The 25780-nt window shown below is 48.5% G+C and carries 21 protein-coding genes and 5 pseudogenes; 11 read left to right on the top strand and 15 right to left on the bottom strand.

Annotated elements, in window-relative coordinates:
* Positions 1–165: 165 nt before the first annotated feature.
* The 4 genes and pseudogenes from KQP84_RS11865 (at position 166) to yciA (ending at position 2428) form a co-directional block, all read left to right on the top strand.
* Positions 166–582, top strand: a complete 417-nt coding sequence (locus KQP84_RS11865) for a YkgJ family cysteine cluster protein (RefSeq protein ID WP_215846687.1) — start codon at positions 166–168, stop codon at positions 580–582.
* Positions 583–609: 27 nt separating this feature from the next.
* Positions 610–1343 (top strand): annotated as a pseudogene (locus tag KQP84_RS11860) (YciC family protein).
* A 56-nt stretch (positions 1344–1399) separates the two neighbouring features.
* A complete protein-coding gene (locus KQP84_RS11855; protein ID WP_215846686.1) occupies positions 1400–1936 on the top strand; it encodes a septation protein A in 537 nt (178 codons plus the stop codon).
* Between the two features lie 69 nt (positions 1937–2005).
* Entirely contained in the window at positions 2006–2428 is a 423-nt protein-coding gene (gene yciA, locus KQP84_RS11850) for an acyl-CoA thioester hydrolase YciA (RefSeq protein WP_215846685.1), read from the top strand.
* 152 nt (positions 2429–2580) lie between these two features.
* Here yciA and tonB read toward each other — a convergent pair whose 3' ends face one another.
* The gene (tonB, locus tag KQP84_RS11845) at positions 2581–3342 is read right to left on the bottom strand and encodes a TonB system transport protein TonB (protein WP_215848271.1); all 762 of its coding nucleotides are present in this window, start codon (positions 3340–3342) and stop codon (positions 2581–2583) included.
* 203 nt (positions 3343–3545) lie between these two features.
* Between tonB and KQP84_RS11840 the strand changes: the two genes are divergently transcribed.
* Complete coding sequence (locus KQP84_RS11840; protein WP_215846684.1) at positions 3546–3842, top strand: YciI family protein; 297 nt, start codon at positions 3546–3548, stop codon at positions 3840–3842.
* Positions 3843–3912: 70 nt separating this feature from the next.
* Positions 3913–4086 carry a hypothetical protein gene (locus KQP84_RS11835; RefSeq protein WP_215846683.1) on the top strand — a complete coding sequence of 58 codons (174 nt, stop codon included), beginning with the start codon at positions 3913–3915 and terminating at the stop codon, positions 4084–4086.
* Positions 4087–4117: 31 nt separating this feature from the next.
* Here the strand turns inward: KQP84_RS11835 and KQP84_RS11830 are convergent, their stop codons facing one another.
* Positions 4118–4291: a YciY family protein gene (locus KQP84_RS11830; RefSeq protein WP_215846682.1), complete on the bottom strand. Its 174-nt coding sequence runs from the start codon at positions 4289–4291 to the stop codon at positions 4118–4120.
* A 162-nt stretch (positions 4292–4453) separates the two neighbouring features.
* Here KQP84_RS11830 and cls point away from each other — a divergent pair, with 162 nt between their 5' ends.
* Positions 4454–5914 (top strand): cardiolipin synthase, encoded by a 1461-nt coding sequence (gene cls / locus KQP84_RS11825; protein WP_215846681.1) that lies wholly within the window; start codon positions 4454–4456, stop codon positions 5912–5914.
* 44 nt (positions 5915–5958) lie between these two features.
* Complete coding sequence (locus tag KQP84_RS11820; protein ID WP_215846680.1) at positions 5959–6282, top strand: HI1450 family dsDNA-mimic protein; 324 nt, start codon at positions 5959–5961, stop codon at positions 6280–6282.
* A 45-nt stretch (positions 6283–6327) separates the two neighbouring features.
* Here KQP84_RS11820 and oppF read toward each other — a convergent pair whose 3' ends face one another.
* The 7 genes and pseudogenes from oppF to KQP84_RS11785 all read right to left on the bottom strand — a co-directional run bounded on the left by oppF (position 6328) and on the right by KQP84_RS11785 (position 14932).
* Entirely contained in the window at positions 6328–7329 is a 1002-nt protein-coding gene (gene oppF / locus KQP84_RS11815; RefSeq protein WP_215846679.1) for a murein tripeptide/oligopeptide ABC transporter ATP binding protein OppF, read from the bottom strand.
* A complete protein-coding gene (locus KQP84_RS11810; RefSeq protein ID WP_215846678.1) occupies positions 7326–8339 on the bottom strand; it encodes an ABC transporter ATP-binding protein in 1014 nt (337 codons plus the stop codon). Before KQP84_RS11810 ends, oppF begins: the two co-directional genes overlap by 4 nt.
* An 11-nt stretch (positions 8340–8350) precedes the next feature.
* Complete coding sequence (gene oppC, locus KQP84_RS11805) at positions 8351–9259, bottom strand: oligopeptide ABC transporter permease OppC (protein WP_215846677.1); 909 nt, start codon at positions 9257–9259, stop codon at positions 8351–8353.
* 14 nt (positions 9260–9273) lie between these two features.
* Positions 9274–10194, bottom strand: coding sequence for an oligopeptide ABC transporter permease OppB (gene oppB, locus KQP84_RS11800; RefSeq protein ID WP_215846676.1), 921 nt, complete (start codon positions 10192–10194; stop codon positions 9274–9276).
* A gap of 91 nt (positions 10195–10285) precedes the next feature.
* Positions 10286–11925: pseudogene (gene oppA / locus KQP84_RS11795) on the bottom strand (oligopeptide ABC transporter substrate-binding protein OppA).
* Between the two features lie 160 nt (positions 11926–12085).
* Positions 12086–13708, bottom strand: a complete 1623-nt coding sequence (locus KQP84_RS11790; protein WP_215846675.1) for an ABC transporter substrate-binding protein — start codon at positions 13706–13708, stop codon at positions 12086–12088.
* 576 nt (positions 13709–14284) lie between these two features.
* Positions 14285–14932: a YchE family NAAT transporter gene (locus tag KQP84_RS11785; protein ID WP_370661485.1), complete on the bottom strand. Its 648-nt coding sequence runs from the start codon at positions 14930–14932 to the stop codon at positions 14285–14287.
* Positions 14933–15391: 459 nt separating this feature from the next.
* On the opposite strand from KQP84_RS11785, the pseudogene adhE reads away from it, so the two are divergent.
* Positions 15392–18078, top strand: a pseudogene (gene adhE / locus KQP84_RS11780) (bifunctional acetaldehyde-CoA/alcohol dehydrogenase).
* A gap of 56 nt (positions 18079–18134) precedes the next feature.
* On the opposite strand, the gene tdk reads toward adhE, so the two are convergent.
* Complete coding sequence (gene tdk / locus KQP84_RS11775; protein ID WP_215846673.1) at positions 18135–18755, bottom strand: thymidine kinase; 621 nt, start codon at positions 18753–18755, stop codon at positions 18135–18137.
* A gap of 426 nt (positions 18756–19181) precedes the next feature.
* Here tdk and hns point away from each other — a divergent pair, with 426 nt between their 5' ends.
* On the top strand, positions 19182–19589 hold the full coding sequence (hns, locus tag KQP84_RS11770) for a histone-like nucleoid-structuring protein H-NS (protein ID WP_215848270.1): 408 nt from the start codon (positions 19182–19184) through the stop codon (positions 19587–19589).
* 98 nt (positions 19590–19687) lie between these two features.
* Here the strand turns inward: hns and KQP84_RS11765 are convergent, their stop codons facing one another.
* From KQP84_RS11765 to rssA, 5 genes and pseudogenes are all read right to left on the bottom strand, one after another.
* The gene (locus KQP84_RS11765) at positions 19688–20695 is read right to left on the bottom strand and encodes an NAD-dependent epimerase (protein WP_215846672.1); all 1008 of its coding nucleotides are present in this window, start codon (positions 20693–20695) and stop codon (positions 19688–19690) included.
* A gap of 14 nt (positions 20696–20709) precedes the next feature.
* Entirely contained in the window at positions 20710–22050 is a 1341-nt protein-coding gene (locus KQP84_RS11760) for a UDP-glucose dehydrogenase family protein (protein ID WP_215846671.1), read from the bottom strand.
* Positions 22051–22072: 22 nt separating this feature from the next.
* On the bottom strand, positions 22073–22981 hold the full coding sequence (gene galU, locus KQP84_RS11755; RefSeq protein ID WP_215846670.1) for a UTP--glucose-1-phosphate uridylyltransferase GalU: 909 nt from the start codon (positions 22979–22981) through the stop codon (positions 22073–22075).
* 192 nt (positions 22982–23173) lie between these two features.
* Entirely contained in the window at positions 23174–24190 is a 1017-nt protein-coding gene (gene rssB / locus KQP84_RS11750) for a two-component system response regulator RssB (protein WP_215846669.1), read from the bottom strand.
* Between the two features lie 99 nt (positions 24191–24289).
* Positions 24290–25194 (bottom strand): annotated as a pseudogene (rssA, locus tag KQP84_RS11745) (patatin-like phospholipase RssA).
* Between the two features lie 195 nt (positions 25195–25389).
* Here rssA and KQP84_RS11740 point away from each other — a divergent pair.
* Positions 25390–25745, top strand: a pseudogene (locus tag KQP84_RS11740) (YchJ family metal-binding protein).
* Positions 25746–25780 lie beyond the last annotated feature (35 nt).

Raw genomic sequence — 25780 nt, 5'->3', positions numbered from 1 at the left:
CAAATCATTTCGACTAATTTGCTTAAAAAACAAAGGATTGATTTAGATCAATTTAGACGGAGCCATGATGTTGAAAATAGAGCTTGCTGAAAAATTTGCCCCCGCTTATTTTGCTTATCTTCTCTGGTGATTTTGGTTCGATGCTCAGGAGTAGCTGGCGATCAAATGAGCGAAATAACAAATCCATGTATCAGCTGTGGCGCCTGCTGCGCCCACTTCCGTGTCTCTTTTTACTGGGCTGAAGCTCAAGACGCGGGCGGCGTTGTGCCCACTGAATTAACTGAACCTCTCAGCCTGTTGATGCGCAACATGATCGGCACCAATACGCGTACACCACGCTGTATCGCGTTAGAGGGTGAAATCGGCGGGTGCGTTTCTTGCGGTATTTATGAACAGCGGCCAACACCTTGTCGAGAGTTTGCCATGTCCGGTGAAAATGGTGAGTGGAACGAAGCCTGCGATCGCGCCAGAGCGCGTCACGGTCTTCCAGCACTTTTTCACCCATCTTTACCTGTGATGACAGAAAGTTATGCCGCGGCGGGTGCCAGCGAGCTGCCAGAACATGTACAATCGCCGGGTTAATCAACCCGGTTTCTCCAAGGAGTGTACATGTCTATCACGGCAAGCTCGTTATACCGTGACACTGGAAATTTTTTCGCCACCAGTTATTAACTGTCGTGCTGATGTCGCTGTTGACCGCTTTTATCACGGTCATGCTGGCGCACGTAATGACGCCCGGTGAAGATCAATTGGCGATTTTGCAACAAGGCGATTCCAGCGCCACTTCTCTGTTTGACATGGTTCAGAATATGTCACCCGAACAGCAGCGTGTATTACTTCGCGCTTCCGCCGCGGGCACCTTTGCCGCGCTGGTGGGCAACGCCTTGCTGTTAGGTGGCATGCTGTGCCTGATCCCAATGGTCTCTTCCGGTCAACGCGTTAGCGCCTTACGTGCAATTGGTGCCTCTGCACCGCTGCTGCCGAAGCTGTTACTGCAAACCTTCCTCATCACCTTGCTGGTTCAACTCGGCTTCATGGTGGTTTTAATCCCGGGCGTGATTTTTGCGATTCTGTTTTCGCTGGCACCTGTGATGTTAGCCAGTGAAAATATGGGTGTATTCGCGTCTATGCGCGCCAGCATGCGTATGGCGTGGCAGAATATGAAGCTCATTGCTCCGGCTATTATTCTTTGGCTGCTGGCAAAAATCGCGGTTATGTTCTTCTTCTCCTCTTTGACCGTGCTGCCGGTAAATGTAACTTCAGTAATGCTGACCGCAGTGGGCAATCTGGTTTCCGTTGTCTTGATTATCTACCTGTACCGGCTCTATATGCTGTTACGTTAATTGTGGGTGCGCCTGCGGGCGCATCAACTAACGCCTCTGCCTTTACTGGAATGACTATGAAGCAGTTACTCGATTTTCTTCCCTTGGTGGTTTTTTTCGTTTTCTACAAGATGTACGACATCTTTGTCGCCTCCGGCGCGCTGATCGTTGCGACAGGCTTAGCCTTGGTTGTTAGCTGGGTGCTGTATCGCAAGCTAGAGAAAATGACTATCTTTACCTTTGTGCTGGTTGCAGTGTTTGGCACATTGACCCTGGTTTTCCATAACGATGAGTTCATTAAATGGAAAGTAACGGTGATTTACAGCCTGTTCGCGCTGGCATTGCTGTTTAGCCAATTTTTCATGAAACAACCGCTGATCCAGAGCATGTTAGGTAAAGAACTGCAGCTTCCTGGCCCCATCTGGCGTCGCTTGAATGTTGCCTGGGCGATATTCTTCCTGATGTGCGGCCTGGCAAATATTTATGTGGCCTTTTGGTTGCCTCAGGAAGTTTGGGTTAACTTTAAAGTGTTTGGTTTGACCGGCCTTACCCTGCTGTTTACCTTATTCAGCGGACTCTACATCTGGCGACAGATGCCGCAAGAACAAAAATAATGATTCGCCCGGTACGCGCCGGGCAATTTTTGGCGCCTGCCGCCATCACCTGCATAAGAAACTGAAGCAATGGACGATAAGCATAAGTTGCCGCAAGGCGAAATGGTGTTGCGTACCTTAGCCATGCCGGCGGATACCAATGCCAATGGCGATATATTTGGTGGCTGGCTCATGTCGCAGATGGACATGGGCGGCGCAATTTTGGCTAAGGAAATTGCAGAAGGACGCGTAGTGACAGTGCGTGTGGACGGTATGACGTTCCTCAAGCCGGTCGCTGTGGGAGATGTCGTGAGCTGCCATGCCAATTGCATTCGCACTGGCAACAGCTCCATGACGATTAACGTTCAGGTATGGATCAAGAAAGTCTCGTCAGAACCGATTGGCCAGACATATTGCGCGACGGAAGCGGTGTTTATTTATGTTGCGGTGGATAATGAAGGAAACTCTCGTCCGCTGCCGCAAGGCCGAGCCAATCAGCAACCCCATGCCTGAGTGACGTTGAAATAAACTGTGCTGGCGAAATCTAACGGATAAGGTTGAAAACTCTCAACGTCCGAGTCTGGGAAGGAGAGTCCGATGGTTAAAAGAAAAACGCGTTAACTGTCGGACATCCCCCACATTACCCCATCCTCAATAAAGAACGGTTATTCGATACTTGCGCCACCGTTCATTTTGAACACGATATTCATGGTCAAATTTTGTCCCGGACGACCACTCTGATAACGCCACTTCTTCATCGCCTGCTTCACTTCTCGCTCAAACATATTACGCGGCTCCGCTGAGAGCACGCGGATGTTATCAACGCGGCCATCGCTATCCACATCAAACTGCACACGAACGCGCCCTTCTATACGCAACGCAAAAGCACGTGCGGGATAAGCAGGTTTGCTGACATTCAGCGCTTTGGGTCCATTTGAGACCGATTGTGTCGGCGCAGGATTCGTTTTAGGCGCAGTAGTCGGCTTAGTTTGTGTTGTCGGCGTCTCTTGCTTAAAGGGATTCGCCTGCGGTTTGCTTTCCTGACGCGGTTTCACTTCGCGCTTCGGCTGCTCGCGTTTGTGCTCTGGCTTAGGTTTCGGCTTCGGCTTCGGCTTCGGTTCGGGCTTAGGAATGGGAACGGGCACAGGCTTAGGCGGTTCCGGCGCAGGCTGTGGCTCAGGAACCGGTTCAGGCTCTGGCTCAGGTTGCGGTTCCGGTTGTGGCGGTTGTACAACAGCAGGTGCCGGTTCAGGCTGCACTTCGGGAGCCACCATCGTTACGCTGATCGGCTGCGACGCCTTAGGAACTTCAATAACCTGGTTATACGAGGCATAAAGGACGCCTGCAATCACCGCGCCGTGTAATGCAACGGAAAGTAACATGGAAATCGGCGTGCGTTTTGGTAATGGCATAGTCAGCGTGGTCATAACAATCGCAGTCATTGAGTGAAGCAGCGATTTTAAATGCAAATAGCAATCAGTTTCAATAACTGCTGTAGCCAGGTTGAAAGAAAAGCGTTTTTTAAACCCTGGATGCTCACTAAAGTTGCGCATCTCTTCTTTCGTTTGCACTCTGATTAACGATCACTTAACGTGTTGCGAAATTCAGAAGAATTAATCGGAGCTACCAAGTGCTTTACGTCATTTATGCAGAAGACAATGCCGACTCACTGGAAAAACGTAACGCCGTGCGCCCTGCACATCTCGCACGCCTGAAACTGCTGCATGAAGAAGGTCGCCTGATCATTGCTGGACCCATGCCCGCTGTTGACAGCAACGATCCGGGTGTAGCGGGTTTTACGGGTTCAACGGTTATCGCTGAGTTTCCATCACTGGAAACCGCTCAATCCTGGGCTGAAGATGATCCTTACATTGCCGCAGGCGTATATAAGAACGTTGCGGTAAAGCCGTTCAAACGCGTTTTTTAATTTCCGCATTATATAAAAATGGCTTCTGAGCATCAGCGCAGAAGCCATTTTTTTGATTGGGCTCTGCATTATGCAAATGGTTATTTTGGCGCTGCTGTTGGTTATTGCTGTACTGATTGGCTCAGCGATTATGCTGTGGCGCAAACATGGCTGGAAGCGTAGAAAGCATTTGATTGTCATGCTGATTGTTCTTGCCGCCGCGCTACAGCTGGTCAACCTAAAATTAGTGATGACCGGACATTAATAAAAAAGCCGCATCGTGCGGCTTTTTTATTTTATAAAATTTGCGTAATGAACAGAATGGAACGACGTTGCTGCTGAGCAAGTTGATGCCGAATGCCGTGAATGCGCTTATAGCGTCGTGACTGCCCTTCCAGCCAACGCGAGCGGCGGCGGTGAGCCTGACGTAACATTCTCCAGCGAGCTACTTCATTTTTGCTTCGTCTCATGACTTCCTCTCTGACTTCGATATCACGCGGACGCATTATAGAGATCTGTACGCCAATGCCAAATCGTATCTCTTATCGTGAAGGGTCAACGATAAAGGGTTTCACTGACCGACATCTGCACGTAAACTTCTCAGACCAAAGCGCGAACAGGACGTCCACTTAATGACCACTTTTTACACGCTTATCAGTTGGTTATTGCTGTTTGGCTACTGGCTACTGATTGCCGGAGTCACGCTGCGAGTACTGATGAAGCGTCGTGCCGTGACTTCAGCCATGGCCTGGCTGTTAATTATCTATATTCTGCCGTTGGTTGGCATTATCGCTTATCTGTCGTTCGGCGAGCTACATTTAGGTAAACGGCGCGCCGAGCGTGCGCGCACCATGTGGCCTTCAACCGCAAGGTGGCTGAACGATCTTAAACAATGCCGTGAAATATTTGCCACCGAACACAGCGACGTAGCACGCTCACTTTTTCAGCTGTGTCAAAACCGTCAGGGCATTGCAGGCGTAAAAGGCAACCAGCTACAGCTGTTAACCAGCTCCGATGAAGTCATGCAGGCGCTGATTCGTGATATTCAGCTCGCTCGTCATAACATTGAAATGGTGTTCTATATCTGGCATCCCGGTGGCCTGGCGGATGAAGTTGCTGAGTCCTTGATGGCTGCCTCACGGCGTGGCGTACATTGCCGTCTGATGCTGGATTCAGCGGGCAGCGTAACGTTCTTCCGCAGCCCTTGGGTAGGTATGATGCGCAATGCGGGCATTGATGTGGTCGAAGCGTTGCAGGTCAGCTTGTTGCGTGTGTTTCTGCGCCGTATGGATCTCCGCCAGCACCGCAAAGTAGTATTAATCGACAACTATATTGCTTACACCGGTAGCATGAATCTGGTGGACCCACGCTTTTTCAAACAGGACGCAGGCGTAGGACAATGGGTCGATTTGATGGCGCGCATGGAAGGCCCCGTGGCTACCGCAATGGGCATTGTCTTTAGCTGTGACTGGGAAATTGAGACCGGCAAACGCATTCTTCCGCCGCCGCCCGATCGCAACATCATGCCTTTCGAAAAAGAGAGTGGTCACACGGTACAAGTTATCGCCTCGGGTCCAGGTTTTCCCGAGGACATGATTCATCAGGCTTTGTTAACCGCAGTTTACTCCGCGCGTGAGCAATTGATCATGACCACGCCCTACTTCGTGCCCAGCGACGATCTGTTACATGCGATCTGCACCGCAGCTTTACGTGGCGTGAATGTTAGCATTGTGGTACCACGCCACAATGATTCACTGCTGGTAGGCTGGGCCAGCCGCGCCTTTTTCAGTGAGTTACTGGAAGCGGGTGTTAAGATTTATCAGTTTGAGGATGGCTTGCTGCATACCAAAAGCGTGCTGGTTGATGGGCAACTCAGCCTGGTCGGTACGGTTAACCTGGATATGCGCAGCTTATGGCTCAACTTTGAGATCACCTTAGTGGTCGATGATGCAGGCTTTGGCAGCGACCTTGCTTGTGTTCAGGATGATTACATCGCCCGCTCAAGACTGCTGGATGGCAAGCGCTGGGCGAAACGTGCCTGGTGGCAACGTATCGTTGAACGACTGTTTTACTTCTTTAGTCCTTTACTGTAAAACGAGCAAAATTGTGTAAACGCCCTTGGGCAACGGGATAGATCATGGATTTAAATAATCGCCTTACCGAAGACGAAACCCTGGAACAGGCTTACGATATTTTTCTCGAACTGGCAGGTGACAACCTCGATCCGGCGGATATCATCCTCTTCAATTTACAATTCGAAGAGCGTGGCGGCGCAGAATTGTTCGATCCGTCTGAAGACTGGTCTGAACATGTTGATTACGATTTGAATCCAGACTTCTTCGCAGAAGTCGTGATCGGATTAGGTGAAGCGGACGGTGAACCGATCACTGATGTGTTTGCGCGCGTTCTGCTGTGCCGCGAGAAAGACAATAAACTGTGCCATATCTTGTGGCGTGAATAAGCGCCAATGATGAAGAAACGCCGGGCAACTGCCCGGCGTTTTGTTTTATAACGGGTCGACCTTGAGGCAAGAGACAGCATGGCGGAAACTGCCTTCCAGTAATGGACGCGTTTTCGCGCACTCTGGTCCAGCAATCGGGCATCGGGTGCGAAATACGCAGCCGGATGGCGGATTAATTGGCGAAGGCAGCTCACCTTCCAGCAATTGAATCTGCTTGTTCTTTTCCAGATCCGGGTCGGGAATGGGCACCGCTGACATCAACGCTTTGGTGTAAGGATGCTGCGGATTGCTATAAACCTCATCGTAAGTGCCTAATTCCACAGCATGTCCGAGATACATCACCAGGACACGATCGGAAATATGCTTCACGACGGCCAAGTCGTGCGCAATAAAGATCAGTGACAAGCCCATTTCACGTTGTAACTGCTGTAGCAGGTTGACCACCTGCGCCTGAATTGACACGTCGAGCGCTGAAACCGGCTCATCACAAATGATCAGTTTTGGCTCAAGAATCAGCGCACGCGCAATACCAATACGCTGACATTGGCCGCCTGAAAATTCATGCGGATAACGGTTTATCAGGTTTGGCAGTAACCCTACTTTCATCATCATATTTTTGACGCGATCTTTGACTTCCTGACGCGCCATTTTGGGATGATAGGTGCGCAGCGGCTCAGCAATGATGTCGCCAATGGTCATGCGCGGGTTCAGTGAAGCCAGCGGATCCTGGAAAATCATCTGGATATCGCTGCGGGCTTTACGCCACTCCTCTTCACTTTGTCCCAGCAGGTCGCGCCCTAACCACGCAACGCGGCCATCTGTGGCTTTTACCAAGCCGATGATCGCACGCGCTAAGGTGGATTTGCCACAGCCTGACTCTCCGACCACGCCCAGCGTCTCGCCTTCGTACAAACGCAGGCTGACGCCGTCCACCGCTTTTAAGCTTTTTGATGGCTGCCAGAACCACTGTTTGCCATCTTTGATATCGAAATGCACCTTCAGATCGGCGATTTCAAGCAACACTCTTTTCTCAGCTATGGTGCTCATACTAATTCCTCCACCGGTTTGAAGCAGGCGCGTAAACGTCCCTCTTCAAACGGTAATAGCGGCGGCGCTTGGGTACAGATGTCCATGGCGTGAGGACAGCGCGGCTGGAACGGACAACCTTGCGGTAGGCGCAGCAGATTGGGTGGATTGCCTGGGATGGTCGTCAGGCTCTCACCTTCTGCATCCAGACGCGGAACGGCATTGAGCAGGCCAATCGAATAAGGGTGTGCCGGTTTATAGAACACATCGCGCGCACGACCATATTCCATGGTACGTCCGGCATACATGACCAGCACTTTGTCGCAGATCCCGGCCACGACACCCAGATCATGGGTGATCATGATAATGGCCGTGTTGAACTCACGCTTCAGATCGTTCAGCAACGTCATGATCTGCGCTTGCACTGTCACATCCAACGCTGTAGTAGGTTCATCTGCAATCAGCAACTTTGGACGACACATCAGCGCCATAGCGATCATGACGCGCTGACGCATACCACCAGAAAACTCATGCGGATACATCTTCATGCGCTTGCGCGCTTCCGGCATTTTTACTGCGTCTAGCATGCGCACTGACTCTTCAAACGCCTGTGCGCTGTTCATGCCCTTGTGTAGTTTGAGCACTTCCATCAACTGCTCACCCACGCGCATATAGGGATTGAGCGACGTCATGGGATCCTGAAAGATCATGGCAATCTGCTCGGCACGCAGTTTATTTAGCTTTTTCTCGGGCAGATTGAGAATCTCATTGCCGTTGAACATCGCCGAACCGCCGATGCGGCCGTTTTTCGCCAACAGCCCCATTAATGCAAAAGCGGTTTGTGATTTGCCTGAACCAGACTCGCCGACAATACCCAGCGTTTCGCCAGCACGCAGTGAGAAATTCAGGTCATTAACGGCGGTGACATCGCCATCATGCGTATCGAAGGTGACGCGTAAATCTTTAACATCTAACAGCAGATCACTTCCCGAACGGGCAGCCAGGGCTGGCTGAAATTCATGAATAGTCATCGGGAAATTCCTTAACGATCTTTCGGGTCGAGGGCATCACGCAGGCCATCGCCGATAAAGTTAAAACAAAACAGCGTAACGACCAGGAAACCCGCCGGGAAAAACAGCAGCCACGGAGAGACTTCCATTGAATTGGCGCCGTCACTGAGCAACGCACCCCAACTGCTGAGCGGCTCTTGCGTACCTAAACCGAGGAAGCTCAGGAATGATTCGAACAGAATCATACTCGGTACCAGCAAAGAGGCGTACACCACCACCACGCCAAGCACGTTCGGCACGATATGACGTAACACAATGTTGTACGTTGAGACGCCGCCAACATGCGCCGCTTCTATGAACTCTTTGCGTTTTAGTCCCAAGGTTTGACCACGTACAATACGTGCCATATCCAGCCATGAAACCATGCCGATGGCGGCAAAGATCAGCAAAATGTTACGGCCAAAGAAAGTCACCAGCAAAATGACGAAGAACATGAACGGAAATGAGTTCAGTATTTCAAGAATACGCATCATGACCGAGTCAGTTTTCCCGCCGAGATAACCGGCAACCGAACCGTATAACGTGCCGACAATCACCGCGATCAACGCGGAAGCAATCCCTACCATCAAGGAAATTCGACCGCCAATGGCAACGCGCACTAACAAGTCACGTCCCGAAGAGTCGGTGCCAAACCAGTGTCCTGACGTGGTGTCTGGCGTTGCGGACATCATGCCCCAATCGGTGTCGTCATAGGCGAACTGCGACAGCATCGGTGCAATGATGACAAACAGCGTGATCAACAGCAGAACCAACAAACTGATCAATGCTGCACGGTTATGGATAAAGCGGCGACGCGCATCCTGCCAAAGGCTGCGCCCTTCTACTTCCAGTTTTTCACTGAATGCATCAAGAGCTTCGCTGTTTTTCTTACTCAACATCATGGCGAACTCCAGAATCAGTAGCGAATTTTTGGATCGATGACGGCATAAAGCACGTCGACAATCGCGTTAAATACAATGGTAAGCACACCGACCAGAATCGTCAGGCTCATGACCAGCGAGTAATCGCGGTTTAATGCGCCATTGACGAACAGCTGGCCTATGCCTGGCAGACCGTAAATAGACTCGATCACCATTGAACCGGTGATGATGCCGACAAAAGCCGGTCCCATATAGGAGATAACAGGCAGCAGTGCGGGTTTCAGCGCATGCCGTAAAACGATACGGTGCAGCGGCAAGCCTTTGGCGCGGGCAGTACGAATAAAGTTAGAGTGCATGACTTCAATCATCGAACCACGGGTAATACGCGCGATGCTGGCGATGTAAGCCAGCGAAAGGGCTACCATCGGCAGCAGCATGTAGTTCCATTGTCCGCCGTTCCAGCCACCACCCGGTAACCACTTCAGCGTGATCGCGAATACCAAGACCAGCAGCGGCGCGACCACAAAACTGGGTATCACCACGCCGGTCATTGCCACCCCCATCACGGCGTAATCCCATAGGCTGTTTTGCCGCAAAGCGGCGACCACACCCGCCGTCACACCCAGCACCATTGCCAGCAAAAAGGCCGCCAGTCCAAGCTTGGCCGAAACCGGGAAGGCGTGGGCGACAAGGTAGTTCACGGAGTAATCTTTGTATTTAAATGATGGGCCAAAGTCGCCATGACCGAGCTGAACCAGATAATCCAGATATTGCTTACCGATCGGATCGTTGAGGTGATATTTCGCCTCAATGTTGGCCATGACTTCTGGCGATAATGTGCGCTCGCCGCTGAATGGGCTGCCGGGCGCCAGACGCATCATAAAAAATGAGATCGTAATCAAGACGAAGAGCGTCGGGATTGCTTCAAGCAATCGACGCAGAATGAATTTTAACATTGCCGTATCCACCAGGCTGTTGCTTCACAACGCAATAAAACTAAAAAAGGCGGCGCGAGAAGCGCCGCCGCTGCCGATAGCCTGTGTGCTATTAATGTTTAATGATATACAAGTTTTTGTCGTAGACGTTGTCCAGTGGATCTTTACCGGTATAACCACCGACATAAGGTTTCACCAGACGCGCGTTCACGTAATAGAACAGCGGTACAATCACTGAATCTTTATCAAGAACCTGTTCAGCTTGCTGATAATCAGCCGCGCGCGCTTTGTCATCTGCTGCGCTTAAGGCTTCATGTACCGCTTTATCAAAGTCAGCACTCTTGTAATGCGAGGTGTTGTTGCTGCTGTCTGACAACATAATGTTCAGGAATGAAGTCGGTTCATTGTAGTCAGCACACCATGCCGCGCGTGAAACGTCAAAATTCCCCTGATGACGCGTATCCAGGAAGGTTTTCCATTCCTGATTTTCCAGCTTGATGTTAACGCCAATGTTTTTCTTCCAGATAGAAGATGCTGCGATTGCCAATTTCTTATGCAAATCGGAGGTGTTGTACAGCAGGTTGAAGGTCAACGGCTTATCCGCCGTGTAACCCGCTTCGGCTAACAATTTTTTCGCTTCTTCATTACGTTTTTCTTGCGGCCATTTGAACCAGTCTGGCGGCAGAATATCCATGCCGTCGGTTGCCGGAGGCGTGAAGCTGTAAGCCGGCATCTGGCCTTGCGCCAGGACTTTATTTACGATGATGTCACGATCGATACCCAGCTTCAGCGCAGCACGAACGCGTGGATCGGTAAACGGCGCTTTCTGGTTATTGATTTCGTAATAGTAAGTACAGAGATAAGGATCAACATGCAGCTCTTTGCCATTGTCACGCTGTAGCTTTTTGAACAGCTCGATAGGCATGTTGTTATAAGTCATATCACTGCCGTTATCTGAGAAGTAGCGGTTAACATCGCTGACTTCTGAAGAGATTGGCAGGAATGTCACTTTATTCAGCACAGTATGGGCGTTGTCCCAATACTGCGGGTTACGAACCAGCGTAATACGTTCGTTGATAATGTGTGATTCCAGCTTAAATGCACCGTTGCCGATCCAGTTTTGCGGCTGAGTCCACTGATCACCAAACTTTTCAATTGCTGGCTTGTATACAGGTGACATAGAGGGATGAATGAGCAGCTTATAGAAATAAGGCACACCTTCGCTCAACGTGACTTCCAGCGTGTGGTCATCAATGGCTTTTACGCCCAGCTCAGACGGCTTTTTTTGCCTGCAATGATGTCATCAACATTCAGCAGATGGCCGTACTGCAAATAGCTGGCGTAAGGGGAAGCCGTTTTTGGATCGGCCAGGCGCTGCCAGCTAAAGACGAAATCTTGTGCGGTAACAGGCTCACCGTTAGACCATTTGGCGTCTTTACGGAGATGGAAAGTCCAGACTTTAGCCTCTTTATTTTCCCAGCTTTCAGCCACGCCCGGAACAGGTTTGCCCTGAACATCACTGATCAACAGACCTTCTAACAAATCGCGGTTAACGTTTGATTCAGGTACGCCTTCAATTTTGTGCGGATCCAGCGACTGAACTTCATCGCCATTACCCTTAATCAGTTCTTGCTTTGCCGCTAATTCAACGCCAGATGGCACTGATGCCGCCTGAACAGCGTTCCCTGCCAGCGCGCTCATCGCCGCGAACACACCTGCTGCGATAAGGCTTTTCTTCGTGATGTTGTTCATTATTACACTCCAGTTTTTTTATTTTCACCCAGGCATTGTTCCGCCTTGGCGTCCCCGTTTCCGGGATCCTCGGTGTGAGCACCTGAGGATGTCATCGACCCCGAATGGTGGCCTTTACGGTCGCTAACTTCCCGGCTGTCTCGCCAGGTAAATTCGCGACTTAATGTTGTTTAATGAAATAGTATTTCAGGTCTGTCATGTCTTGCGGATCGGTGCCGGTAAACCCGCCCACCCAAGGTTTCACCAGACGTACACTAACGCGGTAGTAAACTGGCACAATTGGTGAGTCTTTGTCGAGTTGTGTTTCAGCTTGCTGATAGAGCGCTGCGCGCTGTGCTTCATCACTGGCGTTAAGGGATTGAGCCATTAACCGATCAAAATTTTCGTTGCTGTAAAAAGCCGTATTGATTGAGGCATTACTGATCAGCATATTCAGGAATGTGGAAGGTTCGTTGTAGTCCGCACACCATGTTGCGCGAACGACATCGTATTGTGCCTGGCGACGCGTTTCGAGCAGGGTTTTCCACTCCTGATTTTGCAAATTAACCGTTGCGCCAAGATTTTTTTGCCACATCGATGCCGCCGCAATCGCCTGCTTTTTGTTTTGATCTGACGTGTTATAAAGCAACGTGAACCGCAGTGGATTTTTAGTATCAAAACCGGCCTCAGCGAGCAATTTCTTCGCTTGTTCGTTACGTTGCTGCTGTGATTGCTCAAACCACGCCGGTGGCGATAATGTCATGCCTGCGGTAAAGGGTGGCGTGAAGCTATAGGCAGGAATTTGCCCTTGCCCCATGACTTTATTGGCGATGATATCGCGATCTAACGTCATTTTGATGGCCGCGCGCACGCGTGGATCGTTAAATGGCGGCTTCTTGTTATTTATCTCGTAATAGAAGGTGCAGAGCAGCGGGCTGACTTTGACCTGATCGCCAAGCTCATCCTGCAGGCGCTTGAACATTTCAGGCGGAACCGCGCTGTTAGTGATATCAGTGCCGCCACTGCGGTAGCGATTGATGTCACTGTTTTCGGAAGAAATGGGTAAGAAGGTGCCCTGCTCAATCACAGTGCGTGCGTTGTTCCAGTAAAGCGGATTGCGCTTCAGCACGATTTTCTCGTTCACCACCCAGTCGCTCAAGGTATAAGCGCCATTGCCTACGTAATGTCCTGGACGCGTCCAGGCTTCACCCCACTGTTTTATGGCGGGTGCGTAGACCGGTTTCATTGCGGTATGTGCCAGCATGGCAACCAAATAAGGCACTGGCTCACTCAAGGTGATTTGCAGATGCCGATCGTCTAGCGCTTTTACACCCAGTTGATCGGACGACATTTTACCATCAAGGACATTATCTATATTCGTAAAATGCGCAGCCTGCAGATAGCTTGCATAAGGCGAAGCGGTTTTAGGATCGGCGAGTCGGCGCCAGCTATAGACAAAATCTTGCGCAGTGACGGGTTTGCCGTCGCTCCATTTGGCGTTATTGCGCAGCGTGAAGACCCAGATTTTGCCCTGCTGGTTTTGCCATGATTCCGCCACGCCCGGCACGACATTGCCGGCGTTGTCGGTATTCACCAATCCATCAAGTAAATTCAAAATAATATTTGATTCAGGTACACCTTCGGTTTTATGCGGATCGAGTGAAGCCACTTCACTGCCATTGTTAATAACAATTTGTTGATTAGGTGCAAGCTTGATGCCATCAGGAACCGTTGCAGCGTAAGTGAGGGGCATAATGAGCGTTAAGCTCATGGCTAAATGCATCACAGTTTTTTGCGAGTTCATTATCCCAATCATTCGACAGCGCCAACCTTAAATTTATACATCCCGATAGCCTTTAAGCAAAAATCGTTCTCACTTTTGTCTGATCGGTAAAATTTTTTGGAGCGACGAAATTATCAGAAGCATTCGAAGGGCGCCAAAGCAAAATAACAAAAATGTTACCTGATTCTCTTTTATCATGAGAATTGCTTGGGCGAAAGTGTTAATTTTTAGCCTGAAAATAGATTAACCCTATGAAAAATAAAAGTTAAAACCTAATGATGACGTTAATGCGCTCACAAAATAACAATTATGTATTTTTTAGTGATAATGCGGAAAAGCGTCAAGAGAGTGGTAATAAAAGAGGGATTAGCAGATAAACATGGTTTTTAGTAACGTAAAGAAAATAATATACAGAGGATTATCATGTGATGATTATCACATAATTATTTTCAATGCTGAGGCTGTAGTAATGAATATGATAATAGGCAGACTATGTTTAGCAAGACGAATACTTGCATCATAAAGGTGCAAAAAAAGAGAATATTGCACCTTTATGGTTCGATTTTTCCTTTTACATGAAAAATAAGCCGGACTTTTTTAACCGACTAATCCAGGGAAGAGTGTTTTCATTCCGGTAACGACAAATTCAATACCCAGTGCCATGAGCAATAAACCCATAATGCGTGTAATAACGTTAATACCGGTTTGGCCAAGTACACGCACCATGAGCGGCGCCGCCCTGAATAACAACCAACAACAAAACGCAAAAATCGCTATAGCAAGGCTGAAACCTAATAAATTAAGCCAACTGTGATAACGCGTACTCCACACAATTGTTGAACTGATTGCGCCGGGCCCGGCCATTAAAGGTAGCGCCAAGGGCACAACGCCAATACTTTCGCGGATTGCCGTTTCGGTTTTTTCCTGCTTATTCTGCTTATCCTCACCCAGCTTGCCGCTGATCATCGACATTGCAATGGTGACAACCAGAATCCCACCTGCGATACGGAATGAATCAATAGAAATACCGAATATATGCAGAATGGCATCGCCCAAAAACAGCGAAGTCCATAAAATGATCGCCACCGCCAGGTTAGCCGTAAGATTGGTTTTATTGCGTTCGGCTGCGCCCTGATAACTGGTCATACTGATAAATACCGGAATAATACCCACCGGGTTAACCAGAGCAAAAAGGCCCACAAAAAACTTAACATAACCAGACAAATCTAACAGCGCAGGGTTCACGATGAACTCCATTCCAGAATGAAAAAATCGCGCCTAATGTAAGGCAAAAGCCAAGCCTAAGCCAGCGCGTCTCTCAGGTATTTATTCTGTCATTTTGCGTTTTATATGGTTTGATCATCCAGCTATTAAAATTGTCATGGTTCATGCCGCTATACGTCAAAATATGCCCGCTATTCAGGTGATGACTTTATAACCGATGCATTGATTCAAACGCTTCGGTTAGCTGAATGGTGTCAGCTTGCATGTAAATTGATCCAGATCATCATTCTCCTACCTCAAACCAGGTAATCTTTCCGCATCAAAAGTATTCAGGGCGCTCCACCCAGAATGCGATGAATTTTTTATTAAACAGCTGAAAAGCCTGGCAATTTAACTGTTACCGCCGTATTAACGCAGCGGAACTATACTCAGTGGTCAGGCTTGTTTACTAAAAAGTTTAACTTCTTTCAGGAGAGCATCATGGCCGTTACTAATGTCGCTGAACTTAATGCACTGGTTGAACGTGTAAAAAAGCCCAGCGTGAATACGCCAACTTTTCTCAACAACAGGTTGACGCTATTTTCCGCGCTGCCGCCCTCGCCGCCGCCGACGCCCGTATTCCTCTGGCAAAATTGGCTGTAGCCGAGTCCGGCATGGGAATTGTTGAAGACAAGGTCATCAAAAATCACTTCGCCTCTGAATATATTTACAACGCCTATAAAGATGAAAAGACCTGTGGTGTGTTAAATACCGATGATACTTTCGGTACGATTACCATTGCGGAACCGATTGGGTTGATTTGCGGTATCGTTCCGACCACAAACCCAACCTCAACCGCGATTTTCAAAGCACTAATCAGTCTTAAAACCCGCAACGGTATTATTTTCTCGCCTCATCCACGTGCAAAAGATGCCACCAATAAAGCTGCAGATATTGTCCTGCAGGCCGCTATTGCCGCCGGCGCTCCTAAAGATATCATTGGATGGATTGATACACCGTCTGTGGAACTGTCGAATCAGTTAATGCATCACCCAGATATCAACCTGATCCTTGCGACCGGGGGCCCGGGCATGGTGAAAGCCGCTTACAGTTCTGGTAAGCCAGCCATTGGTGTGGGTGCAGGTAATACCCCTGTCGTTATTGATGAAACCGCAGACATCAAACGCGCTGTCGCTTCTATCCTCATGTCTAAAACCTTCGATAACGGCGTGATTTGTGCCTCTGAGCAATCCGTCATTGTGGTGGATTCTGTCTACGAGGCCGTACGCGAACGCTTCTCAAGCCATGGCGGCTATATGCTGCAGGGCGCAGAGTTAAGCGCTGTTCAAGGTATCATCCTGAAAAATGGTGGGTTGAATGCCGCCATTGTCGGCCAGCCCGCAGTGAAAATTGCTGAAATGGCAGGCATTTCAGTGCCGCAGAATACCAAAATTCTCATTGGCGAAGTGAAACTGGTTGATGAGTCAGAGCCTTTTGCCCATGAAAAACTCTCACCAACATTAGCGATGTATCGTGCAAAAGATTTTCAGGATGCGGTGAGTAAAGCCGAAAAACTGGTAGAGATGGGCGGTATCGGTCATACCTCTTGCCTTTATACCGATCAAGATAACCAAACTGAGCGCGTACACTATTTCGGCGATAAAATGAAAACCGCGCGTATCTTGATTAACACGCCCGCTTCGCAAGGTGGTATCGGCGACTTGTACAACTTCAAACTTGCGCCGTCTTTGACATTAGGTTGTGGTTCATGGGGTGGCAACTCCATCTCAGAAAACGTTGGACCCAAACATCTTATCAATAAGAAAACTGTCGCCAAGCGAGCTGAAAATATGTTGTGGCATAAACTTCCGAAGTCTATTTACTTCCGTCGTGGTTCGCTGCCTATCGCCCTGGAGGAAGTAGCAACTGATGGCGCGAAACGTGCATTCATCGTGACCGACCGCTTCCTGTTCAATAACGGTTATGCCGACCAGGTTACGCGAGTGCTTAAATCTCACGGCATCGAAACTGAAGTGTTTTTTGAAGTTGAAGCCGATCCTACACTCAGCATCGTACGTAAAGGCGCAGAACAGATGAACAGCTTTAAACCTGACGTGATTATCGCGCTAGGCGGCGGTTCACCGATGGATGCGGCCAAAATTATGTGGGTGATGTACGAACATCCTGAAACCCATTTTGAAGAGTTAGCGCTGCGCTTTATGGATATCCGTAAACGCATCTATAAATTCCCAAAAATGGGTGTAAAAGCGCGCATGGTTGCTATTACCACCACATCGGGTACAGGCTCAGAAGTTACGCCATTCGCTGTGGTCACTGACGATGCAACAGGTCAAAAATATCCATTAGCTGATTATGCTTTAACACCTGACATGGCCATTGTTGATGCCAATTTGGTGATGGATATGCCGCGTTCACTTTGCGCTTTTGGTGGCCTGGATGCAGTCACTCACTCTCTTGAAGCGTATGTTTCGGTGCTGGCGAATGAATACTCTGACGGCCAGGCATTACAAGCCTTGAAATTATTGAAAGAGAATTTACCCACCAGCTACGCGGAAGGCGCTAAGAACCCGGTTGCACGCGAGCGCGTACATAATGCGGCAACCATCGCGGGTATCGCATTTGCTAATGCTTTTCTGGGCGTTTGTCACTCAATGGCACACAAACTCGGTTCTGAATTCCATATTCCGCACGGTCTGGCTAACTCTCTGCTGATTGCTAACGTCATTCGTTATAACGCGAATGACAACCCAACCAAGCAAACGGCATTTAGTCAGTACGATCGTCCGCAAGCCCGTCGTCGCTACGCGGAAATCGCTGACCATTTAGGTCTGAGTCGTGAAGGTGACCGTACTGCGCAGAAAATTGAAAGACTGCTGGCATGGCTTGATGAGATGAAAACGCAACTGGGTATCCCGACATCTATACGCGAAGCTGGCGTTCAGGAGGCAGATTTCCTTGCGAAGGTCGATAAACTGGCAGAGGACGCATTTGATGACCAATGTACAGGCGCCAACCCACGTTATCCGCTGATTGCTGAATTGAAACAGATCATGCTGGATACCTTCTACGGTCGTGAATATGTAGAACCGTTCTCAAGCATCGCAGAGGCCGTTGCGGCTCAACCGGTGAAAGACGTGAAAGTTGAGAAGAAAACCAAAAAAGCGTAATTGCTTATGAATAAAAAACCCGCTGCGGCGGGTTTTTTGTTTCTGTTACTTATCGATCACGTTTCAACAGATCGTGTTCCATGTATCGCCTGGAGCGAGCCTTGGTCAATTGCCTGCTTATAATGTTTACGGCATACAGAAATGTAGCGCTCGTTACCGCCTATCACTACCTGCTCTCCTTCACTAAAAGGCTTGCCGTTGCTGTCTAACCGCAGCACCATGCTGGCTTTACGCCCGCAATGGCAGATCGTTTTCAGTTCTACTAGCTTGTCAGCCCAGGCGAGTAAATATTCACTGCCCGTAAAAAGCTCACCGCGAAAATCAGTGCGTAACCCATAACAAAGCACCGGGATATCAAGGTCGTCAACGACGTCTGATAACGCTTTAACCTGTTCGCGCGTTAAGAACTGGCTCTCATCAACCAGAACGCAGTGCACGGGCTGACGCGCATGTTCTGCGGCAATATCAACGTTAAGCTTAGTCTCTGAATTATAAAGCGAAGCAGGTGATGAAAGACCAATTCTGGAGCTGACTTTAGCCACACCAAAACGGTCGTCTATCTCCGCGGTATAAACTAACGTCCGCATACCACGTTCCTGATAATTGTAAGATGACTGTAATAGCGCAGTCGACTTTCCGGCATTCATAGCGGAATAATAAAAATAGAGTTGAGCCATATGAGCTGAATCTCAGTTTGGACGAAACAGAATGCCGGCCATTTTAGCACAAACGATCAAACACGCCGCTGAGAATTAATGGTGATGTATTGTACAACTGCTCAGCTACTCGTCTATTAATGCCCCACTATTTTAGTGAGCGGGAGAACTTTCGTTGAAACTAAAAGTACATAAAGCTGTCTTTAAGTCAGTAATCATCACTTTTAGTCATAAAATAAATGATACCTTATTTTATATAAGGTTTCTGGATATATAAATTTTCTACTCAGTAATTTCTTAGCGTCTCGTTTAGGTTATGTCTCTCAAAGATGAATTTAATATCCATGATTAACTAATGAACATAATTTGCTGTTGAAGTTATTTTTTGCCAACACTATTATTAGCGGGCAGAACAACTCTTTTATTCATTATTCAGAGATCAGGACAATGAGCGAAGCACTTAAAATTCTTAATAATATCCGCACTCTGCGTGCTCAAGCCAGAGAATGTACAGTTGAAACGCTTGAAGAAATGCTGGAGAAACTGGAAGTTGTGGTGAATGAACGCCGCGACGAAGAATCTCAAGTTGAAGCGGAAAACGCAGAGCGCACGCGTAAGCTGGAACAATACCGTGAAATGCTGATGGCAGATGGTATAGATCCTAATGAGCTGCTCAGCGCATTAGCTGAGTCCAAAACCTCAGGCAAAGCCAAGCGTGCAGCACGTCCTGCAAAATATCAGTACGTTGATGAAAATGGCGAAACTAAAACCTGGACAGGTCAAGGTCGTACTCCAGCAGTTATTAAAAAAGCCCTTGAAGAACAAGGTAAACAGCTAGAAGACTTTTTGCTTTAATAGCAGTGAGTGCTTCGTAATTTGGCGGGTCATTTTGATCGATTACAGACCTGCCTTTTACACATCAGGAAAGGAAGCCAAGGCTTCCTTTTTTATCTTTAAATTTTATAAAAGTCACGATACCAATCGACAAAGCGCTTAACGCCCTCTTCAACGCTGGTTTGCGGCTTAAAGCCAATCGCATCAAATAAAGCCTGCGTATCGGCGCTGGTTTCAAGTACATCGCCAGGCTGCATTGGCATTAAATTTTTAATGGCGGTGATTCCCAGCGCTTTTTCAATTGCTTCAATGTAACTGATTAATGTCACTGGATGGCTGTTACCAATATTATAAACACGGTAAGGCGCAGAACTGGTAGCAGGCGAACCTGTTTCTACGCTCCAGTTATCATCTTTCTGCGGAATGACATCCTGCAAACGCACAATGGCTTCAGCAATGTCATCAATATAAGTGAAATCACGCTTCATTTGGCCTTGGTTATAAACATCAATGGCTTCACCGGCGAGCATCGCCCGTGTGAATTTGAACAATGCCATATCGGGGCGTCCCCAAGGACCGTATACGGTGAAGAAGCGCAATCCTGTGGTCGGTAATTGATAAAGATGCGAATAGGTATGCGACATCAGCTCATTGGCTTTTTTAGTCGCCGCATAAAGCGATACAGGATGGTCAACGCTATCGTCGGTAGAGAAAGGCATTTTACGGTTGAGACCATATACCGAACTGGAGGATGCGTAGAGCAGATGCTCTATTTTATGGTGACGGCATCCTTCAAGAACATTGAGATGGCCAATGAGGTTAGCATCTGCATAGGCGCCGGGATTTTCAATTGAGTAACGAACCCCTGCCTGCGCGCCAAGATGAATGACGCGTTGGAATTGATGCTGCTGAAAAAGTGAAGCCATAGCTTCACGGTCGGCTAAATCCAGTTCAATAAAATTAAAATCTGGAGAGTGCTTTATTAAATCGAGGCGGGATTTTTTGAGGTTGACGTCGTAATAGTCATTCAGGTTGTCGATTCCGACAACCTGGTGACCGGCGGCCAACAAGCGTTGGCTAACATGAAATCCAATAAAGCCTGCGGCGCCGGTTACCAGAAAGTTCATAAATCCCTCGTCAATTACGCAATATTGATGGACGCTCCGCGGCCGATTGCATAATAAACGAAACCGCGTTTGCTTGTACGCTCTGGATCATACAGGTTACGACCATCAAAAATCACGGGTTCTTTCAGTGCATTTTTGATAACGTCAAAGTCAGGTGCACGGAAATTCTGCCATTCCGTACAAATCACCAGCCCGTCAGCGCCCTGCAATGCTGCTTCTTTAGTACCCATCAGCTTAAGATCGCTGCGGTGACCATAGATGCGTTGCGCTTCATCCATTGCTTCAGGATCAAAAGCCTGAACCGACGCGCCCGCTTCCCACAGTGTTTCCATCAGCACACGGCTGGAGGCTTCACGCATGTCATCGGTGTTCGGCTTAAACGATAAACCCCATAAAGCAAAGGTCTTACCGCTCAGGTTTTCGCCGAAGTGACGCTTAATGAACGTAGGCAGCTTATTCTTCTGGTTGTCATTCACATCTTCCACGGCCTGTAAAAGGCGTGGTTGATAGCCAATTGACTCAGCGGTGCGAATCAGTGCCTGTACATCTTTCGGGAAGCATGAGCCGCCATAACCACAGCCTGGATAGATGAAGTGATAGCCAATGCGTGGATCAGATCCAATACCCTGGCGCACTTTTTCAATATCTGCGCCTAAGCGCTCAGCGAGGTTCGACATCTCATTCATGAAGCTGATTTTAGTCGCCAGCATGCAGTTCGCGGCGTACTTAGTCAGTTCTGCACTTCGGATATCCATCAAAATCATGCGATCGTGGTTACGGTTAAACGGCTCATAGAGCTCGCGTAACAGTTCAACCACCTCATCATTGTCGGTGCCGACAACGATGCGCTCTGGGCGCATGCAGTCATTTACCGCAGCACCTTCTTTAAGAAACTCAGGGTTAGAAACCACATCAAAACTGATGTTAGCATCACGCGCCTGAAGTGTTTCAGCCATTACCGAACGCACTTTATCTGCGGTTCCAACAGGAACGGTAGATTTGTCGATAACCACTTTATGATCGTTCATGTGCTGCGCAATGGTTCGTGCCACGGCGGTAACATATTTTAGATCGGCAGAACCATCTTCGTCGGGTGGCGTGCCCACAGCAATAAATTGCATCACACCATGATCGACGCCCAATTTAGCGTCGGTGCTGAACTTAAGGCGGCCCGCTTCGTAATTAGACATTACTAACGGCGTCAAACCTGGTTCAAAAATAGGGATGATGCCCTTTTTGAGGTTTTCGACCTTGTTTTCGTCGACATCAATGCACAGAACGTCATGTCCGACTTCGGCCAACACCGCAGCCTGAACCAGACCGACATAGCCGATACCAAATACAGTGACTTTCATTGAGTTATCCCGTGTTTATAAATTACTTTTTGTTGCCAATCTCGTTATTGAGCCATTCAGAGAAATCTTTGCCCAATACTGAGTGACGAACACCATACTCAACGAAAGCTTGCATGTAGCCCAGTTTGTTACCGCAGTCATGGCTAACACCTTTCAGGTGGTAAGCTTCAACGGTTTCTTTTTCCATCAACATAGCGATGGAGTCAGTCAGCTGAACTTCACCACCCGCACCTGGAGGCGTTTTAGCCAGCAGTGGCCAGATATCAGCAGACAGAACATAACGTCCTACTACAGCCAGATTTGAAGGTGCTTCAGCCGCTTTTGGTTTTTCAACAACGCCAACCATCGGAGCACTTTCACCTGGGTTCAGTTCTGCGCCCTGGCAATCTACCACACCGTAAGCGGTTACATCGGCAACAGGCTCAACCATGATTTGACTGCGGCCTGACTCTTCATAACGGCTCAGCATTTCTGCCAGGTTATCTTTGGTCGGATTTGATTCATATTCGTCGATGATCACGTCCGGCAGAATAACCGCAACAGGCTCATCACCGATCAGCGGATGTGCGCACATTACCGCATGGCCAAGGCCTTTAGCGATACCTTGACGAACCTGCATGATGGTGACATGTGGAGGACAGATAGACTGAATTTCATCCAGCAACTGACGCTTAACACGTTTTTCCAACATGGATTCCAATTCAAAGCTGGTATCGAAGTGGTTCTCAATGGCGTTTTTAGAAGAGTGCGTTACCAGCACAATTTCATTAATTCCAGCCGCGATACACTCGTTAACGACATACTGGATTAACGGCTTATCGACCAGCGGTAACATCTCTTTCGGAATCGCTTTAGTGGCAGGCAACATGCGTGTACCCAAACCAGCTACCGGGATTACCGCTTTTTTTACTTTGGACTTATAGGCAGACATTAAGATACCTCTCTTATAGGCCGTTCAAGTTAATACTTGATATGTCGGTTTAAATTCGGAAATGAGTATATCAGTTACTATCGAACGGATTTATCCTGGAAGAAGTGAATCCGCAGAAATTAAGACTATTACCCAAGTGTAAAGCCATCTCCTGGACCTGTCTCCAGCGCCAGGAGAATTTTGTTTTTCTGTCTATTCTTCAGCAGATAACATCAGACGAATGCGGCCACCAGCGCCCCACACGTGGCATTGCCAGGTGTCTGCACGCTGACTGATCTGGTTGAGGTGGGTACTTCCCATAGTGCCAAGGGGAACCCCATTACTGAGTTGAATTTGATGGGCATGAACATGCAAAGTGGCATTTAAACCTGCTGAAACCAATATCAAATTTTTCAAACCGCGGTGATAATAACCCACTAAGAGCGGAAACTGACCGCTCAGGTTTGCTTGCCGCAAGAGTAAATTTACCTGCCGGAGCAAACCGTTGAGTTCAGGAAGCAGCTGTTTTTGTCCCGATAACTGTTCTTGCAGCAAGCCATTGAACAGCGCCCGTAAGAGCAGCGCAGCCAGAACGCCATTGTCGCCTGCTCGGGTAACATCCAGACAATAGAAAGCCAGGTCTTTGTCAGATAGCGCGGCAATATCCAGCACCAACCCCGGCTGCTCAGCCATGGTTAACTGACGATAATTGACGCGGCAATTGGCGATATTTTGCTGTACCGGCGGCTGAAGTTGCTTAAGCAATTTTGCGGCGGCTTTGGGATCACGAACTAAGGCGTCCCAGTCCTGAAAAAGCTGTTCATCCTCTTCGACTTTAGAGGTAAACATCGAAGGGTAAAGGCATTCGTATACCGCTTCACGAAAGCGTTCAAAGTTTTTCAGCGGTTTGAGCAGCACATCCTGTACACCTAATCTCAAGACATGGGCAATGTCAGCCATGTTTTCTGTGGCTGAAATAACCAACACCGGTACACTATTACCCCGTGTCCGAATATGCTCAACAAACTGAATGCCGTTCATACGCGGCATCTCAAGATCACAAATTATAAGGTCAACAGTGTGCTGTTGTAGCTGCGCTATCGCGTCTACACCGTCTTCCGCTTGTAACGTCACAGCACCCATCGATAACAAAAATTGGTCCAGCAACGAACGGAAAACGGCCTCATCTTCGACAATGAGTATCTTTTTGCCGATTAGTGGTTTTTCCATTCTCTCCCCCTGCGTACCAGATAATTCAATAGTGGTTCATAAAACGCAGTTGCGCCTTTCAGAATTGACCGAAGTGACATCTGTGAATGAACAACCTGATTATCTACTGCGGACCAGCGGTAAAAGTTCATCCATTTTTTCTCAACAGCGGCCTTACCTGCCTCAATAGCTTCTTCGGCACGATGAAAGTCCAGTGTGGAAATTTGCGGACAAAACGGCTGAATAAGAACATCGGGAGGATCACCTGCCATGCGGTTGCGTTTAAGGCGATTTTCCAAAACCTGAATTGATGTTGTCATAATTTCCATCGCTCCAGGCGTTTGTGATGCGCGACGCTGGGTAAAATTCACCAGACGCTGACGCAACTTACTTCTCCAGTCTAACGCAGCCGCAGCAGCTTCTTCCTCACTGTTTTGCGGTGTAACCGATAACAAGTCTTGCTGCATTAAGTGTGCATCATGTTGAAGATCAACAGCAATAACGATATCAGCACCCATCGCTCGCGTCAGCGAGACAGGAACAGGATTGACTACCGCGCCGTCGACTAACCAATAACCATTGTAGCCGACAGGTGGTAATAAGCCTGGCATACTACAGGAAGCACGCACAGCCTGATGAAGATCACCTTCCGTAAGCCACAATTCCCGCCCTGTGCTGAGATTGGTCGCCACGACACCAAAAGGCTTGTTACAGGCTTCAATAGAATCATGTGGGATCAACTGTCGGATGTGGTTAAATACCCGCTCACCGCGCAGTAATCCGCCGCGTTGCCAGGAGACATCCATCAGACGAATGACATCCCAATAGCTAAAGGCGCTGACCCACTTTTCCATCACGGCTAATCGGTTATTCACGTAAGCCGAACCGACTAAAGCCCCGACAGAGCATCCAGCAACAACGTCAATTTCAATGCCTGCGCGTTCAAGAGCCTTGATTACACCTATATGTGCCCATCCTTTGGCTGCGCCTGAACCCAGTGCCAATCCAACTTTTACTTTTCTCATCTGTTCTCTGGTCCTGCTTCAATACATAGCTTCGCAGCTTGGGGTCGGCTACCATAGCGCTTATTATTTTTCTTCTTCACACTCTCAGGAGCTTACGTGTCTGAAAAGTGCCCCTGCTGCAGCGGAAAGCAGTATAGCCTATGTTGTGAGCCCTTTCTGAAAGGCAATCAAACCCCGGCAACTGCTGAACAACTCATGCGTTCACGTTACAGCGCTTATGCTAAGCAAGATGCTGCTTACCTTGTCTCGACCTGGCATCCAGCCAAACGTGAATCCACTCTTGCAGGGCTTTTATCTGAAAGTTTTCCCGGCACCGAATGGTTAAGTCTGAATGTAACTCGTTGTATTATCGGAAGCCATGATAATGAAGCTTTCGTTACCTTTTTGCGCGATACCGCGAAAAAAACAGCATTCACGCTCTCTATGAATGTTCACGCTTTCTTCGCGAGGATCAACGCTGGTACTATGTTGATGGAACAGCGCCAGAGTTAGGGCGCAACGATCGCTGCCCGTGTGGCTCCGATAAAAAATACAAGAAGTGTTGCGGCTGAGTGAGCCACCAGCACAACAGTTTTACCCTTAATGC

Source organism: Candidatus Pantoea bituminis (assembly GCF_018842675.1).
Taxonomy (GTDB): domain Bacteria; phylum Pseudomonadota; class Gammaproteobacteria; order Enterobacterales; family Enterobacteriaceae; genus Pantoea; species Pantoea phytostimulans.
This window is presented reverse-complemented; position numbering and strand designations above follow the sequence as displayed.

Bases quoted from the DNA above. Each gene is read 5' to 3' on its own strand.
- KQP84_RS11810 (WP_215846678.1), bottom strand. From the start codon at position 8,339: ATGACTATTCATGAATTTCAGCCAGCCCTGGCTGCCCGTTCGGGAAGT.
- yciA (WP_215846685.1), top strand. From the start codon at position 2,006: ATGGACGATAAGCATAAGTTGCCGCAAGGCGAAATGGTGTTGCGTACC.
- oppB (WP_215846676.1), bottom strand. From the start codon at position 10,194: ATGTTAAAATTCATTCTGCGTCGATTGCTTGAAGCAATCCCGACGCTC.
- KQP84_RS11835 (WP_215846683.1), top strand. From the start codon at position 3,913: ATGCAAATGGTTATTTTGGCGCTGCTGTTGGTTATTGCTGTACTGATT.
- oppF (WP_215846679.1), bottom strand. From the start codon at position 7,329: ATGAGCACCATAGCTGAGAAAAGAGTGTTGCTTGAAATCGCCGATCTG.
- oppC (WP_215846677.1), bottom strand. From the start codon at position 9,259: ATGATGTTGAGTAAGAAAAACAGCGAAGCTCTTGATGCATTCAGTGAA.
- tdk (WP_215846673.1), bottom strand. From the start codon at position 18,755: ATGGCTCAACTCTATTTTTATTATTCCGCTATGAATGCCGGAAAGTCG.
- KQP84_RS11855 (WP_215846686.1), top strand. From the start codon at position 1,400: ATGAAGCAGTTACTCGATTTTCTTCCCTTGGTGGTTTTTTTCGTTTTC.
- KQP84_RS11830 (WP_215846682.1), bottom strand. From the start codon at position 4,291: ATGAGACGAAGCAAAAATGAAGTAGCTCGCTGGAGAATGTTACGTCAG.
- rssB (WP_215846669.1), bottom strand. From the start codon at position 24,190: ATGGAAAAACCACTAATCGGCAAAAAGATACTCATTGTCGAAGATGAG.
- galU (WP_215846670.1), bottom strand. From the start codon at position 22,981: ATGTCTGCCTATAAGTCCAAAGTAAAAAAAGCGGTAATCCCGGTAGCT.
- tonB (WP_215848271.1), bottom strand. From the start codon at position 3,342: ATGACCACGCTGACTATGCCATTACCAAAACGCACGCCGATTTCCATG.
- hns (WP_215848270.1), top strand. From the start codon at position 19,182: ATGAGCGAAGCACTTAAAATTCTTAATAATATCCGCACTCTGCGTGCT.
- KQP84_RS11820 (WP_215846680.1), top strand. From the start codon at position 5,959: ATGGATTTAAATAATCGCCTTACCGAAGACGAAACCCTGGAACAGGCT.
- KQP84_RS11765 (WP_215846672.1), bottom strand. From the start codon at position 20,695: ATGAACTTTCTGGTAACCGGCGCCGCAGGCTTTATTGGATTTCATGTT.
- KQP84_RS11790 (WP_215846675.1), bottom strand. From the start codon at position 13,708: ATGAACTCGCAAAAAACTGTGATGCATTTAGCCATGAGCTTAACGCTC.
- KQP84_RS11865 (WP_215846687.1), top strand. From the start codon at position 166: ATGAGCGAAATAACAAATCCATGTATCAGCTGTGGCGCCTGCTGCGCC.
- cls (WP_215846681.1), top strand. From the start codon at position 4,454: ATGACCACTTTTTACACGCTTATCAGTTGGTTATTGCTGTTTGGCTAC.
- KQP84_RS11760 (WP_215846671.1), bottom strand. From the start codon at position 22,050: ATGAAAGTCACTGTATTTGGTATCGGCTATGTCGGTCTGGTTCAGGCT.